Below are 15,129 nucleotides of genomic sequence, written 5' to 3'. Positions count from 1 at the left end.
GTCAAGCGGCAGTTCAGACGTTTCGCGCGTGAAGCCGTGTCGCCCGCTCGGTGTTACTTCGCCCGCTTATACACGCTCACATCGGGCCGGAACGGGCGCAGCATCCAGTGCGGCCGCCGCCACTCGCCGGTCGGCGGGCGCGTCATGGCCAGCCAGCGCTGGTAGACCTCGTGCGCCTTCTGCGTGTCGACCGAGACGTCGCCGTAGCGGTCGCCCGGCTGCGCCTTCGTGACCGTCACCTTCTGGTGCCAGCAGTGCATGCCGCTGATTGGGTCGGGCTGGACCGGCATCGTCAGGTTCTGGTGCACGCCGGCATCGGTCCACCAGACGCGCTCGGTGTCCGGGTCGCTCGACTTGTATGGCTGGACGCCGTGCAGTTGCTTCAGCCGCCACTCGCCGTTCGACTCCGACAGTTCGACCAGCGCGGAGGCAATGCGGTTGTTGCCCTCGCCTTCCGCCAGGCGCCAGCGGCCGAGGTGATGCGAGCAGGCGACGACGCCGGGGCGGATGCCTTCCGTCACCCAGACCTTGTCCACGAAATAGCCGATCTCGGTCGTCACGCGCACCAGATCGCCGGTGCCGACGCCCAACTGCGCGGCATCGCTGGTGTGCACCCAGGTCGGGTTGCTGTGCGAGATCTCGACCAGCCATTTCGCGTTGGCGCTGCGCGTATGGATCAGCGTCGGCAGGCGGTAGGTCGAGAGCAGGACAAACTCGTTCTTCGCGCGGTCGATGTTCGACGGGTGGACGTGGCTGTGAATGTACGCCGGCATCGCCACCTCGCCCCAGCCGAAGTCGCGCACGGTCGTCGAGTAGAACTCCAGCTTGCGTGACGGCGTGCGGAAGCCGAACTTCGGCACGCCCCCGGCGACCACGCCAACCGGGCGGCCCAGCTCGGGATGCGCAACCGGCGCCGGCGCGGGCACGATGTTCTTCGCCGGCCCCGCCGGCGCCTGCGTGTAGACGATACCGGTGGACTCGTCGGTGCGCGTGCCCTGCAACTCGTCGGCGGTCAGCGCGCGGTCGAACTCGCCGGCCGCGCCGGCACGAACCTCGAACGCGCCGTACTTGCGCATGTACTGTAACGGCGTCAGGCTTTCCTTCGTGGCGGCTTCCGGCAGGCCGGGCACCGTGTTCTCGAACATCCAGCCGAAGTACTCGTCCATCGTGATCTTCTGGCCGGGGCGGTACGGCGACTCGAAATACTGGCGAATGCCAAGCGAGCCGTCGGGATCGATCTCCCACGAGAGGTCGACCCAGAACTCGGTCTCTTCCCAGACCTGGCCCGGGTTCGCCTCGTACGTCTTGGCGACCGGCTTGCCCATGCGCTCCATCGCCACGCGCTGGACCGGCTGGCGGAAGGCGATCCACTGGCCGCCGTGCGTCTCCTGGCTCATCAGGTCGTGGCGCTCGGGCGCATGGCCCATCGGCAGGACGTAATCGGCCCACCAGGCCGACTCGTTCCAGGTCGGCGTTAGCGCGACGTGGCAACCGATCATCGACTCGTCGCGCAGCGCCTCCAGCCAGGTGAAGCCGTCGGGGTTCGTCCACATCGGGTTATAGACGCGCGTGAAGTAGACTTCGAGGCGGCCGCGCTTGTCCTTCAGCAGATGCGGCAAGAGGATGCTCATCTCGAAGTAGTTGAGCGCGTACTCGGGCGGCCAGTTCAGCTCGTTCCAGCGCTTGACGTGCGGCGCCTGCTTGTGCATGCGCGGCACGTACTTGTCCCACCCGTTGGCCGAAGTGCCGCCGGCGTTGCCGACGCTGCCGGTCAGCACGTTCAGGAACCAGAGGCAGCGCGCGACCTGCCAGCCGCCGAGATTGCCCGAGGCGGCGCTGCGCCAGGTGTGCGCCGACAGCTTACCCCCGCAGTTCGCCACGTCCGCCGCGATACCGCGCAGAATGCCGGCGTCGACGCCCGACTCTTTGGCCGCGAACTCGAAGGTGTAATTAGCATACTGCTGCTTCAGCGCGGCCTCGAACTCTTCGAAGGTATACTTCTTGCCCTCGGTGCCGTTCAGCGCGTTCAGCGATTGCTCCCAGTTGACCCACGTGCGCACAAAGTCGCGGTTGTACTGCCCGGTCGTGATCAGGTGGTTGGCGATCGCGAGCAGGATCGCCGCCTCGGAGCCCGGCCACGGCGCGATCCACTTGTCGGCCATCGAAGCCGTGTTCGACAGGCGCGTGTCTATCACGATCAGCTTCGCGCCGGCCAGCTTGCCCTCGATGATGCGCTGGGCGTGCGGGTTGAAGTAGTGCCCCGTTTCAAGGTGGCTGCTGATCAGCAGGATGACGTTGGCGTTGGCATGGTCCGGGCTGGGGCGGTCGAAGCCCATCCAGAAGGCGTAGCCGGCGCGCGCGCCCGACGAACAGATGTTGGTGTGCGAGTTGTGGCCGTCGAGGCCCCAGGCCGGCAGGATCCACTCCATCACGCCGTCATGGCCGGGGCGGCCGACGTGGTACATGACCTCGTTGTGCCGGCCCTCGACAATCGCCTTGCGGATGCGCGCGCCGATGTCCTTGAGCGCCTCGTCCCACGTGACGCGCACCCACTTGCCCTCGCCGCGCTTGCCGGCGCGCTTGAGCGGGTAGAGCACGCGGTCCGGGTCGGTCACCTGGTTGATCGTGGCCGGGCCTTTGGCGCAGTTGCGCCCGCGCGAGGCCGGGTGCGCCGGGTTGCCCTCGAACTTGCGCACCTGCATCGTCTCCCGGTCGACATACGCCAGCAGGCCGCAGGCGGCTTCGCAGTTGAAGCAGACCGTCGGCACGAGCGTGTAGTGCTTCGCCGCCTTGCGCGGCCACTGCTTCGGGTCCCACTCAACCCAATCGTCCCACTGCGCGGCGGGCGGGTACTGCTGCATGCGCTCGCCGGCGGCGGTTTGCTGAATCGGAAGCTGGGTGATGCTCATAGAGACCTATCCCCGTGCGGCAATTCAAGTTCCTTCGCTGTGACGACATGCGGACATAGTCGGCACGATCAACACGTCGATTGGTATGCAAGATTTCAACACAAAGCCACAAAGGCACAAAGAAAGGCTTTTGTCTTTCTTGGTGTCTTCGTGCCTTTGTGTTGGGTTTGAGTCATCCAAGGCGTTTCGGGCTTGCTTTCTCTGAGTGCGACTTAGCTGTTCGGCACCTGCTGCGGCGCCATCACAAACGCCCACTCGTAGGCGAACAGCCCGGCGAGCGCCAGCACACCGGCCAGCAGGCCCGCCAGCGGCTGGCTGCCCGCCAGCAGAACGAGCGCCAGCGGCGCGGCCAGCCCGCCCAGCACGCTGAACCAGTACCAGTTCTTGTAGCGCCCGTGCGTGATCATATTCGCGGCGGTCGAGGCGACCTGCGAGGCATGTGGCACGGCAAACTCGCCGCCGAGCGTCAGCAGCAGGTTGGCCGCCACGCTGATGCCGAGCAGCAGGCCATAGCCATCGCCCATGTTCGGAATGAACGGCTTGAGAATCAGGAACCCGGCCGCGCCGGCCATTACGGCTTGCACAAACAGGTGCGCTGCCAGCAGGGGGCTTTGCCACAGATCGCGCCCCTCGGCCTGCGCGAACAGGAACGCCGTGTAGACCGCCGCCAGCACGGCGAACGGCATGCCGAGCCAGGCGAACAACTGCACCGTTTCCTCGAACGCCATCAGGTGCGTCAGCAGGACGAGCGCCGCCAGCGCGGAGAAGCCAATCAGGGCGAACGCGCCGCGCGTCAGCCACGACTTCCACTGCGGGCGGATCAGCATGTAATAGAAGCGCTTCGGCTGGTCGAGATCGAGCACCAGCAGGCCGGTCGTGATGGCCGTGAAGAGCAGCGACAGCAACAGGGGCACGACGGTCAGTGCGCTCGGCGGCGGCGGCTCCATGCCGAGCAGGAACGCCGCGGTGATCATGAAGAAACCGGTACCCAGCGCCTTCGTAACGAGGTACGTCGGCACCGGCCAGTGCCACGGCACGCGATGCGGCGCGTTGTACGTTTCGCGCGGCGCGCCGGCCGTGTTGACGAGCGCGCCGGCCATGCGGCCCTCGCCCACCGTGAGCGGTCCGCGCCAGTCGTCGCCCTCGGGTCGGGTTCCCCACAGGAAGCCGCCGTCCTGCCGGGCCAGACCCGGCACGATCGACGACTCCTCGGCGTCGATGTAGAACAGCTTCGGCTTGGTGCCCTGCTCCGGCTTGCGCACGCGCACCGGCTGCGTGTTCACCGCGCGCGCGATCTCGCTGTCCGCGTCGGACAGGTCGCCGGCAATGATGGCGTGCACGGGGCAGACGACCACGCAGGCCGGCTCCAGTCCGATGTCGGTGCGATGCGCGCAGTAATGGCACTTCGCGGCTGTGTGTGTGTCAGGGTCGATGTAGATCGCGTCGTACGGGCACGCCTGCAGACACGCCTTGCAGCCGATGCAGTAGGCGTTGTCGAACTCCACGATGCCATCGGCGCGCCGGAACATCGCCGCCGTCGGGCAGATGTGCACACACGGCGGGTTGGCGCAGTGATTGCAGCGCGTGACCTGGAAGTAGCGGCGGGTGTCCGGGAAGACGCCTTTCTCGGTGTACTTGACCCAAGTGCGGTTGACGCCCACCGGCACGGCGTTTTCCGCCTTGCAGGCGGTGGTGCAGGCGTGGCAGCCGATACAGCGGCGATTGTCGATCAGGAATCCGTAATTCTGGACCGTCATAACTCACCTGTGGAGCGCGATATATCCAGCGGGGCAGAACGAGCCTGGTGAGAGCAGCGGGCGCGTTGCGCGCGTCCGGCCGGGCAGTTTTATTGTACTGAGCGCGGCCGAAAAATCAAACCGCATCATCGTCACGCGCCGCTCGGTGTTGCTCGGCCGGCATCCGGGCGAGGGCAAGCGCATCGGCCAGCGTCATGGCGCGGCCGGATTGCCAGGCGGCCTGGTATACCACATCGCCAACGGCGGCGCGCGCCGTCGTGAGGGCGTGCTGCAGCGACGCCTCGCCGGCAGGGTCCAGGCGGCCGCCCGATGCATTGAGGATGGCACGCGCCGCCGCCCCGAGGGTGATAGCCGGCTGAGGCGCAAGGGCGCAAGCCAGCGCGGCGAGCGTCACGGCAATCTCGCGCCGGTCGTTCATGGCCGCCAACAGCGACAGGCTATCGCGGAACAGGCTGGCCGCGCGGCCGGGTTCGCCCGCCGCCAGCCGCGCCGTGCCCTCCGCGCGGAGCACGCGCGCGAGCCCATCCCGCGCGCCCAGCTCGCGGAGCAGAGCGGCGGCATCGGCATAAAGGCACGCAGCATGAGTCGAATCCGCCGTGAGGCTCGCCAGTTGCCCGGCCAGCGACAGCACCCGGGCCAGCCGGTGGCCGTGATTCAGGTTGCGCGCCAATGTGAGGCACTCAACCAGGCAGTCGTGCGCGCCATCCAGATCGCCGGCAGACAGGCGCAGGCGACACAGCCCGATAAGCGCGTCCAGCAATTGGACGCTATCGCCCAACTGCCGGGACGTGAGCGCCGCCGATTGATACGCCGTCGCCGCGTCGGCGGGGCAAGCCGCCGACAGCAGATCGCCGCGCGCAACAAGCACGGCAGCCGTCTCTCGTACCAGCCCGCCGGAGCGAGCCAGGTCGAGCGCGGCGTCGAGGCGAACCAGCGCCTGATCGTCTGCCGTGGCACGCGCCCAATCGGCCAGCGCCACGGCTTCGGCCCCAGCATCAGGCAGCGCCCGGAACACCTCCACGCTTTGCTCCAGCAGCCGCTTTGCCGCGTCGCCATCGGCCTGCGCCCGGGCGAACCGGCCGGTCATGTGCAGCAAGCGCGCGCTCCATGGCCCCGGTTCAGTCGTGCCGGCGCGCAGCAACGCGCTGCACCAGAAGCGTGCCTCGGTAAACAGCCCTTCCGCATCCCAGAACCAGCCCAGCACACTGGCAAGCGGCCAGCCGAACGGCGTCCGCTCCGGCGCGGCACAGGCCCACGCGAGCAGCGCGCGGATGTTGGGCAGTTCGCGCCGCGCGCGCGCCAGCGCCGTCGCCGCTTCCGGGCTATGCCAGGCGGCCTGCAGCGTTGCGCCCAGTTCCGCGTAGAAGGCGGCCGCGCGCTGCATGACGGCGTCTTCATCGCCGGACTGCCGCAGCCGTTCACGCAGTTCATGGCGTACCGGATCGATCAACCGCCAGCACGGCGCGGCATCCGATTCGCGCTTGACCACCAGCGCCGTATCGACCAGACGCGCCAGAACACCCGGCAACAGCTCCACGCCGGTTTCCGAAGCCGGGCCGAGACGCGCCAGCGCATCCAAGCCGCAATCGCCGGGGAAGGCGCTAAACCGAATCAGCCACACGCGCTCATCCGGCGACAGGCGGTTGATGCTCCAGTCGATCATCACGCGCAGTATTTGCGGGCGCGGCACCGTGGACAGATGGCCGCGCGCCATCCCTTTGAAGCGCTCATCGATGGATTGCGCGAGGTCGGCGAGCGGCATGGCGGGCAGTCCCGCAGCCGCCAGTTCGATGGCGAGCGGCACGCCGTCGAGGAGGCGGCAGAGATGCGCCAGCGCTACCGACGGCTTGACCGCCAGTGGGACATTGAAGCCGCGGCGCGCGGCGCACTCGATAAACCAGAGCGATGCATCGTGCTGCGCCAGCAGGCGGGGAGGAACATCATCATCGGGGCAGACCAGCGCGGGAACACGCCAGACAATCTCGCTACTGCCCAGCAGCGGCTCGTCCGCTGTGACGATCACGCTCAAATATAAACAGGCAGAGAGCAGGCGCGCGATCAGCGCGTCGACGGCCGGCCGCAGATGGTCGCATGCGTCAAGCACCAGCAAGATGCGCGCGTTCTGCAACGACGCTGCCAGCGCCTCCAGCGCCGTTTGACCCGGCTGCTCGCGCATGCCGAGCGCATGCGCCACGGCGCCCGACAGCAGGGCCGCGTCGGGCACCTGCGAGACATCGAGCCAGCCCGCACCATCGGGGAACGCCGCCAGCCAGTCGGATGCCAGGCGCTGCGCGAGCCGTGTGCGGCCGATGCCCGCCGCGCCGACGAACGACAACCAGCGCGGCGCCGGCCCGTCGCCGAGCACCAACTGCGAGAGCGTTTCAAGCTCCCGCGTTCGGCCGACAAAGCCCGCCGCACCGCGGCGAATCTCTTCGGCGGCGGCAACGCGCTTCAATGGCAGGGGATGGACGGCAGCGTCCGGTGTCTCGGGCATGGGAGGGAACCGGTCAGTCGACAAACAGCGGCACGAGCTTGAACTGATCGACATCGACCAGCCCTTGGTCGGTCAGCTTCAGGCTGGGGATAACGGGCAGCGCCAGGAACGAGAGTGCCATGAACGGGTTTCCCAACTCGACGCCCAACTGGTGGCTGACCTGCAGGATGTCCTCCACCTGCGCGTTGACAATCTCCAGCGGCTGATCGGTCATCAGCCCGGCGATCGGCAGCGGCACCTGCGCCAGCACTTCGCCGTCGTTCACGACGACGTAGCCGCCGCCCATGCGCCCGATGGCGCGCGCCGCCGTGAGCATGTCGTTGTCGTTGGTACCGACGACGATGATATTGTGCGAGTCGTGCGCGACCGAGGCCGCCAGCGCGCCGCCTTTCAGCCCGAAGCCGCGCACGAAGCCGCTGCTCATCGCACCCGAGGCCTGATGGCGCTCGATGACGCTCAGCTTCAGCACGTCGCGCGACACATCCGAGACGGCGTACTCGCCGATACGCTTAACCGGCTCGATCACTTCGCGGGTCACCAGCTGGTCCGGGATGACCTCGATCACGCGCATGTGCGAGCCGGCCGCCTTGACCTTGAAGTCCACCCGGTCCCACGCGACGTTCATGGCTGAGCGGATCAGCACATCGCGCCCGCCTTTGATGCCGGGCAGCAGCGCGCCGTCGCGCGCGACCAGCCGTCCACCGCGCCAGACCATACGCACGTCGATCTGCTTGAGGTCCGTGAACGCGGCCATGTCGGCGAAGTAGCCCGGCATGATCGCGCCGCCGTTGCGCAGGTTGAACCATTCGGACGTGTTGCAGGTGCACATCTGGATGGCCGTGATCGGATCCAGCCCCAGGCTGACCGCCATGCGGATCGAGTGATCCATGTGGCCGAGACCCATCAGATAGTCCGGGTGGCGGTCGTCGCTCACGAACATGAAGCGGCGGCTGTTGTCGCGATTGATCAGCGGCAGCAGCGCCTGCATGTTCTTGGCGGTCGTGCCCTCGCGCACCATGACGTACTGGCCCAGCCGCAGCTTCTCGCGCGCCTCGGCCAGTGTGGTGCTCTCGTGGTCGGAGCCAACGCCGGCCGCCACGTACGCGTTCAGCCCTTTGCCAGTCAGGCCGGGCGCGTGGCCGTCCAGTCGCATACCACGGCCGATCTGGAGTTTGGCGAGCATATCGGGGTCGCCATTCACCACGCCAGGATAGTTCATCAACTCGGCGATGCCGCGCACCCATTTGTGGTTGAGGTACGGCTGCAGATCCTCGGCGGTCAGGCGCGCGCCGCTCGTCTCCATGTGCGTGGCGGGCACGCACGACGAGAGCATGACGTACACGCTCATTGGGCCGTCCTTGGCCGATTCGAGGATGTAGCGGATGCCATCGAGGCCGAGCACGTTGGCGATCTCGTGCGGGTCGGCGACGACGGCGGTCGTCCCGTGCGGCACGACCGCGCGCGCGAACTCCGAGACCTTCATCATCGAGGATTCGATGTGAATGTGGCCGTCGATGAAACCCGGCGCAAGGTACATACCCTTCACGTCGACGGTTTCGCGCGCCGTGTACTCCTTGCCGATACCCGCGATGCGGTCGTCCAGCACGGCCACGTCGGCGTCGTAGATCTCCGTCGAGAAGACGTTGATCAGCCGTGCGTTCTTGATCAGCAGATCGGCCGGCTCGTCGCCGCGCGCAACGGAGAGCAGTTTGGGGAGGTCCACGGGCTTACCTTTCGGCTCTGCAACTCACCATGCGGTAGTTACGAGCGTCCTCTCGGCTTGATAGTATTCGATACGGGTAGGGCGAACACAGATAACAGTGCCCATGCGCAATGCCCTGGTTCTGAATCGGGATAACGTGCAGAGTCGTCGCAGTAACGCCGGAATCTCCTCGGCTTGCGATTGCGGCAAGTCGATGCAGATGACGCAGTAACGTGGACTGGCGTGCATCACCTGCCAGAAGTCTCTGAGGTTGATGGTAACAAATGCCGGGCTCCGAACTGCCCGTAGCAGGAGTTCGATGGAATCGTCTTTGATGACGGTGCGCGGGCGCAAGTGCTTTATCGAGACAACCCTGCCCGAATACCAGGCCGCAACGCCGGTCGCGATGCTCCGGCGATCGATCTGCTCGTCAAGAACAATCACGCGGCAATCTGGAGAACCGACGCGGACTTAACCAGGGCTTTCCCCGCCATGCCGATCGCTTCACGGATCGCCGCCCGCGTGACCTCCGGCCGGTGGTAATCGGCCACAACACGCTCAATCGTCCAACCGGCGGCAAGCAGGTCAAGCACGAGTTTGACTTCGATGCGGGTGTATTTGAACGTCGGCCTGCCGCCGCAGATGCCCGGCGCGGCGACGACATGCCGCCCCAGCGGGTAGTATTCATAGGACGCACCGCCGAGCGTCTCGCGCATGAGGCGCGGCGCGCGGGCCCGGTTACCGTTGGTCTTCATCATTTCCTCCAACGCCATTATACACAAGTGCCTGCTTACGCTCCGTAGCGCGCCAGTTTGCCGGCATGCCCCATCAATTCGGGCATGATGCTCGTCGCGTGGAAGGCGCCCCACGCGCCGCGCAAGCAGTCGCGCTCGCCGAACTTGACCGCACCTTCGCCGCGGCACCAGACCGAGGAGAGCAGCGTCGGCACCGGATGCCACGAATGCGACTTGAACGTCGCCGGCGTCGAGTGATCGCCGGTGATCAGCAGCGCATCGGGTTTGAGCGCGGTCAGAATCGGCAACGCGGCATCGACGTCCTCGATAACGTGCACCTTGCCGTCAAAGTTGCCGTCCTCGCCCATCGAGTCGGTCTTCTTGACGTGAACAAAGAAGAAGTTGTAGTCATTCCAGTGCGCGGCGACCGTGCGGAACTCGTCGGCGATCGTCGGGCCGGTCTCCAGCAGGCTCATGCCGAGCAGCGACGCCAGCCCGCGATACATCGGGTAGACGGCGACCGCGCCCGCCTTAAGGCCGTAGACCTGATCGAACGTCGGGAAGCCGGGATGTTTGGCGAAGCCGCGCATGAGCACCATATTGGCCGGGTGCTCATTCTTGAGCAGATCGCGCGCTTTGGCGACGAACTCGTTGGCAACAGCGGCTGCGCGCACCGCCGCCGGCGACCCGGCGGCGACCGGCGCGGGCGGGCGTCCGAGTACGCCCGGGTCGGTCTCCGACAGATCGCCCGACAGCCCGTCGCCGCGCATGATCAGCACGAAGCGGTGCTCTTTGACCGACTTGACGATGATCGTAGCGCCATCGACCTTGATCTGCGACAGGATGCCGCACAAGCGCCGGTTCACCTCGTCCGCGATGCGTCCGGCGCGCCGGTCGGTGACGTTGCCGGCGGCGTCGACGGTGCAGAAGTTGCCGCGCGCGGCAACGTCGCGGTCGGTGAGATGGAAGCCGACGCCGAGCGCTTCCAACGCGCCGCGTCCGATGACGAACTCGAGCGGATCATAACCGAACAGCGAGAGATGCGCCGGGCCGCTGCCGGGCGTGACGCCGGGCGCGATTGGCACGCTGAGGCCAAGCTGGCCGTGCGCGGCGAGCGCATCCATATTCGGCGTGCGCGCCGTCTCCAACTCGGTCAGGCCGCCGGCCTCGCGCGGCAGGCCGCCCAGACCGTCCATCACGAGCAACACGATCTTGGAGTCGGTTTGCAGCAGCAGCGGTTTAAGGGTTGAGAAGTGGTTCATGGGTGTAGTTCCTCTTGTCAACGGATATGACAACGGACATGCAACGGACAAACGGACGAGACAACGGACACGCGTCGGACGAACGGACGGCGCCGGCATCTGTTCCGTTACTCACGGATTGGGCGGACGATTCGTGCCCTTGCGCTGTCGTGACTCCCGATGCTCTAGAATCTTCCCGGGTGGAAAAAGGCGATTCCACTCAAGGCGGAAGCGGCCAAAATTGATCAACAAAGCCACATTGCAGTCCGAGGCTGCAAAGTAGTCGAGTACTTGTGCAACTTCATTCCGTGTCAGTGGGTGCGAATGTGCTTTGATTTCAACGATGACTTCGCCGGCGATGACAAAGTCTGGCTTGTATTTGAATACGACATTGCTATCTTCATCGAGAACCGCAAGACGCGGCTCATCCGCAAAATCGAGTTTTCCTGCAAAGCGCGCCCGCAATGCGTTATGATAAACGGCTTTGCGGTGACCAGGCCCGAGATCATCACGCACTTGTATGGCCAACCCGATGATTTGATAGGTCAGATCAGCATGCGGGGCACCGGCTGCCAGGCCGGGTTTCCGCATTCCGGGAGGTTGTTGCGCCATTGATGACGACTCCCTTGTTAGTCCGCTTGTGAGTTCCCATCCGTTTGTCCGTTCTACGTCCGGTGTCGCGTGTCCGTTTGTCCGTTTCTCGTCCGTTGTCTCTCCCACACCCTCCACGGCGCCAGCGGCAGCGCGTCGAACCAGATGCCAGTCGCATCGTGCACGGCGGCGGTGACGGCCGGGGCGAGCGGGATGAACGGCATTTCGGCCATGCCGCGCACACCCCAGGCACCCTCGTCGTCCGGGTACTCCAGGATGACGGAATCGACGCGCTCGGGCGCGTCGAGCACGCCGGGGATCAGGTAGGTGCTGAAGTGCGGTGTCAACACGCGGCCATCGCGCGTGACGAAGTTCTCGGTGACGGCGAAGCCGACCGCCTGTGTAATCGCGCCTTCGATCTGGCCCTCGATCAACTGCGGGTTGACCGCTCTGCCGACATCGTCCGCGCACCAGACGCGCCGCACGTGCACTTGCCCCGTTTCGGTATCCACGTCCACGTCGGCCGCCTGCGCCACATAACCATAGGCGATGTTCGGCTTGGCCTTGCCGGTGAGCGGGTCGAAGTTCTCGGTGTACGGCGCGTCGTAGCGGTAGGTCGCACGCGCTGGCCGCTCCTCTTCCGTCCATGCCTGAAGCGCCTGCTGCACTGCGCCGCGAATCGCGTTGCTGGCCATGAAGGTCGAGCGCGAGGCGCTGGCGCTGCCGAAGCTTTCGCTGGTCGCCGTGTCGGACGCGACGAGCGACACCTGCGCCACGTCGATCCCAAGCAGTTCCGCGCACATCTGAGTCAACGCCGTGTGCGAGCCCTGCCCGCAGTCCGCCGCGGCGATGCTCAGCGTTGCGCCGGTGATTTCGTTGGTGCCGTGGATCTCGACGGTGGCGCTGGCGCCTTCCTGCACACCAAACGAGAAGCCGATGTTCTTGAATGCGCAGGCGAAGCCGCGTCCGCGCACGACCGGACCGGATCGCGGCGGGCGTGTACGGTTTGCTTCCCAAGCGGCCGCCTCCGCGCAGCGCGCGACGACCTGCGGCAGCGCGACCGGGCCGCCCGGCAGCGGCGTCTGCGTCGTCGTCAACTGTCCCTCGCGCAGGACGTTCTTCAGCCGCAGCGCGACCGGGTCGATGCCGAGCGCTTCGGCCAGCTTGTTCATCTGCTGTTCGGCGGCGAAGTGCGCCTGCGGCGCGCCGAAGCCGCGAAACGCACCCGACGGGATGTTATTCGTGGCCACGGCATAGGCGTCGATCTGCGCGTGCGGCCAGTGGTACGGCCCGGCGCAGCCGACCGCCATGTTGCCCAGCACTTTGGTCGACGTGTACGCATACGGACCGGCGTCGGCCAGCACCTCGACCTGCGCCGCCACGAGTGTGCCGTCACGCTTCGCGCCCCAGCGCGCGCGGATCCACGTTTGGTGCCGCTTGTGGTGCGACAGGATCGACTCTTCGCGCGACCAGATCGTCTTGACGGGGCGATGAATGTCGGCCTGCGCCAGCCGCCACACCGCGAGCGCGAGAATGATCTGCACGCTCATGTCCTCGCGGCCGCCGAACGCGCCGCCGATCGCCGGGTAGATCACGCGCACGCGCTCTTCGGGCAGTTCCAGCGCATGGGCGATCTGCTGTCGGTCCTCGTGCGTCCACTGCCCGGCGACTTGCACCGTTACGCGGTCTTCGTCGTCCATGTACGCAATGCCCGCCTCGGGCTGGAGGTAGGCGTGCTCCTGCATCGGCGTATAGTACTCGCCTTCGACGATCACGTCGGACTCGGCAAACCCGCGCGCCACATCGCCCTTGCGGATCGGGATATGCTTCAGCAGGTTGCCGGGGTGCAGCGGGTTGATGTCCGACACGCCCGGCTTGCGCGCATCGTGCGGGTCGGTAATGGCCGGCAGATCCTCGTACTCGACATCGATCAGGTCGAGCGCGGCGGCGGCCTGCGCCTCGCTCTCGGCGACGACCAGCGCAACCTTCTCGCCGATCCAGCGCACGACATCGTGCGCCAGCACCGGCGCGTCGAACATGATCAGACCGAACTCGTTGACCGGAATATCGCGCGCCGTGAAGACGCGCACAACGCCGTCGGCGCGTTCCGCGCGCGCGGTATCGAGCCGCTTGATACGCGCGTGCGGCCGCCTGGCGTAGAGCGTCTTGAGCCAGAGTTGGCCCGGCCGGTCGATGTCCCCGGGATACTCCGCCGCGCCGGTCACTTTGCCGGCCGCGTCGACGCGTGTGTGCGATTCGCCCAGCGCGCCGAGCAGTTTCTCGCGCGTCATGAGTGGGCTTCCTGCGCTGCACGCGCGACGGCGTCCACGATCTTCACATAGCCGGTGCAGCGGCACAGGTTGCCTGTGAACGCCTGCTTGATCTCGTCCGTCGTCGGCGCGGGCGTTTCGGCCAGCAGGCTCGCGCCGCTGACGACGAAGCCCGGCGTGCAGTAACCGCACTGAACGCCGCCCGACTCGATCAGGCCGCGCTGTACGGGGTGTAACTGCCCGCCGCTGCCGATGCCTTCAACGCTGACGATCTGTGCGCCGTGCGCGCGTGCCGCCGGCACCAGGCACGCCATCACGGCGATGCCGTCCAACAGCACGGTGCACGCGCCGCACTCGCCCTCGGCACAGCCTTCCTTGGTGCCAATCAGGTGCAGGTCTTCGCGCAGGAAACGCAGCAGCGTCTTGTCGTAGCCGGTCGCCGAGACGTATTGTTGCCCGTTGACTGACACCTCGATCGGCGCGCGGTCGGGCACCGCCGCTGACACAGGCGGGAAGCGGCCGCCGCTCACGCCCCAGAGCATCACCGGATGCGCGGGAAAATCGTCGCGCTCGCGACCGTCGCGCAGTTCGCGCAAGGCGCGTGCAACGTGCACACCGACCATGGCGCGGCGGTACGCAGCCGGGCCGCGCACGTCGTCGATCGGTCGCGCGGCATCCATCGCCAGCCGCGACGCCTCGGCAATCGCCGCATCGTCTAGCACGCGGCCCGCCAGATAGCGCCCAGCTTCAACCGCCTCGACGATCGTCGGCGCGACCGCGCCGAGTGTGATGCGCGCCGAGCGCACCGTGCCGCCGTCCAGCACGAGCAGCGCAGCGACGTTGATCACCGAGATCGCCTGCGCGCGGCGCAGGCCGAGCTTATGGAACGTGCTGCGCGCCGAGGCATCGGGCAGTGGGAACGCAACCTCGACGAGCATCTCGTCCGGTTCGAGCGCCGTGCGGCGCACGCCCTGATAGAACTCCGGCAGCGCCAGCGTGCGCGTGCCACGTGCGCTGCGCAGGACAACCGATGCGCCGAGCGCCCAGAGCGGCGTAATCGTATCGTTGGCGGGCGAGGCGGTGACCAGGTTGCCCGCGACGGTGCCGCGATTGCGAATCTGCGGCGCGCCGACGTCCCAGCAGGCGCGCGCCAGCGCGAACGCCCGCTCGCGCAGAAACGGGTGCGCGACGACCTGATTGTGCGTCACGCCCGCGCCGAGCCGCACCGTGCCGGCGTCCACCGTGATCACATCCAGCCCCGCGATACGACTGATGTCGATGACGGCTTGCGGCGCGCGCAGCTTGCGCTCGATTTCGATTAGCAGATCGGTGCCGCCGTTGACGATGCGCGCCTGCTCGCGATACTGCGCCAGCAGGTCGAGCGCCTCAGCGAGGCTGGCCGGTTGATGGTAATGTTGCCACATAGTTGTC

General features: G+C 66.7%; 10 protein-coding genes. All 10 read right to left on the bottom strand.

The genetic code is table 11. The features are described from left to right. Nucleotides 1-53 precede the first annotated feature (53 nt). On the bottom strand, nucleotides 54-2,909 hold the full coding sequence (locus HZB53_01845; GenBank protein ID MBI5876366.1) for a molybdopterin-dependent oxidoreductase: 2,856 nt from the start codon (nucleotides 2,907-2,909) through the stop codon (nucleotides 54-56). Nucleotides 2,910-3,121: 212 nt separating this feature from the next. Beyond that, a complete protein-coding gene (gene nrfD, locus HZB53_01840; protein ID MBI5876365.1) occupies nucleotides 3,122-4,666 on the bottom strand; it encodes a polysulfide reductase NrfD in 1,545 nt (514 codons plus the stop codon). 115 nt (nucleotides 4,667-4,781) lie between these two features. Further along, nucleotides 4,782-7,160, bottom strand: a complete 2,379-nt coding sequence (locus HZB53_01835; protein ID MBI5876364.1) for a hypothetical protein — start codon at nucleotides 7,158-7,160, stop codon at nucleotides 4,782-4,784. A gap of 13 nt (nucleotides 7,161-7,173) precedes the next feature. Then, nucleotides 7,174-8,883, bottom strand: coding sequence for an adenine deaminase (gene ade / locus HZB53_01830; GenBank protein ID MBI5876363.1), 1,710 nt, complete (start codon nucleotides 8,881-8,883; stop codon nucleotides 7,174-7,176). A 24-nt stretch (nucleotides 8,884-8,907) separates the two neighbouring features. Next, nucleotides 8,908-9,306, bottom strand: coding sequence for a hypothetical protein (locus HZB53_01825; GenBank protein ID MBI5876362.1), 399 nt, complete (start codon nucleotides 9,304-9,306; stop codon nucleotides 8,908-8,910). Beyond that, nucleotides 9,303-9,578 (bottom strand): DUF433 domain-containing protein, encoded by a 276-nt coding sequence (locus tag HZB53_01820; protein ID MBI5876361.1) that lies wholly within the window; start codon nucleotides 9,576-9,578, stop codon nucleotides 9,303-9,305. Before HZB53_01820 ends, HZB53_01825 begins: the two co-directional genes overlap by 4 nt. Nucleotides 9,579-9,652: 74 nt before the next feature. Then, nucleotides 9,653-10,858, bottom strand: coding sequence for a 2,3-bisphosphoglycerate-independent phosphoglycerate mutase (locus tag HZB53_01815; GenBank protein ID MBI5876360.1), 1,206 nt, complete (start codon nucleotides 10,856-10,858; stop codon nucleotides 9,653-9,655). A 111-nt stretch (nucleotides 10,859-10,969) separates the two neighbouring features. Then, a complete protein-coding gene (locus tag HZB53_01810; GenBank protein MBI5876359.1) occupies nucleotides 10,970-11,449 on the bottom strand; it encodes a GxxExxY protein in 480 nt (159 codons plus the stop codon). A gap of 53 nt (nucleotides 11,450-11,502) precedes the next feature. Then, a complete protein-coding gene (locus tag HZB53_01805) occupies nucleotides 11,503-13,719 on the bottom strand; it encodes a xanthine dehydrogenase family protein (GenBank protein MBI5876358.1) in 2,217 nt (738 codons plus the stop codon). Beyond that, nucleotides 13,716-15,122: an FAD binding domain-containing protein gene (locus tag HZB53_01800; GenBank protein ID MBI5876357.1), complete on the bottom strand. Its 1,407-nt coding sequence runs from the start codon at nucleotides 15,120-15,122 to the stop codon at nucleotides 13,716-13,718. The genes HZB53_01805 and HZB53_01800 overlap by 4 nt, the downstream gene beginning before the upstream one ends. Nucleotides 15,123-15,129: the final 7 nt, after the last annotated feature.

Source organism: Chloroflexota bacterium (assembly GCA_016235055.1).
In the GTDB taxonomy this organism is placed as follows: domain Bacteria; phylum Chloroflexota; class Anaerolineae; order JACRMK01; family JACRMK01; genus JACRMK01.
Note: the sequence above shows the minus strand (reverse complement) of the source record. Positions and strands in the feature narration are given on the sequence as shown.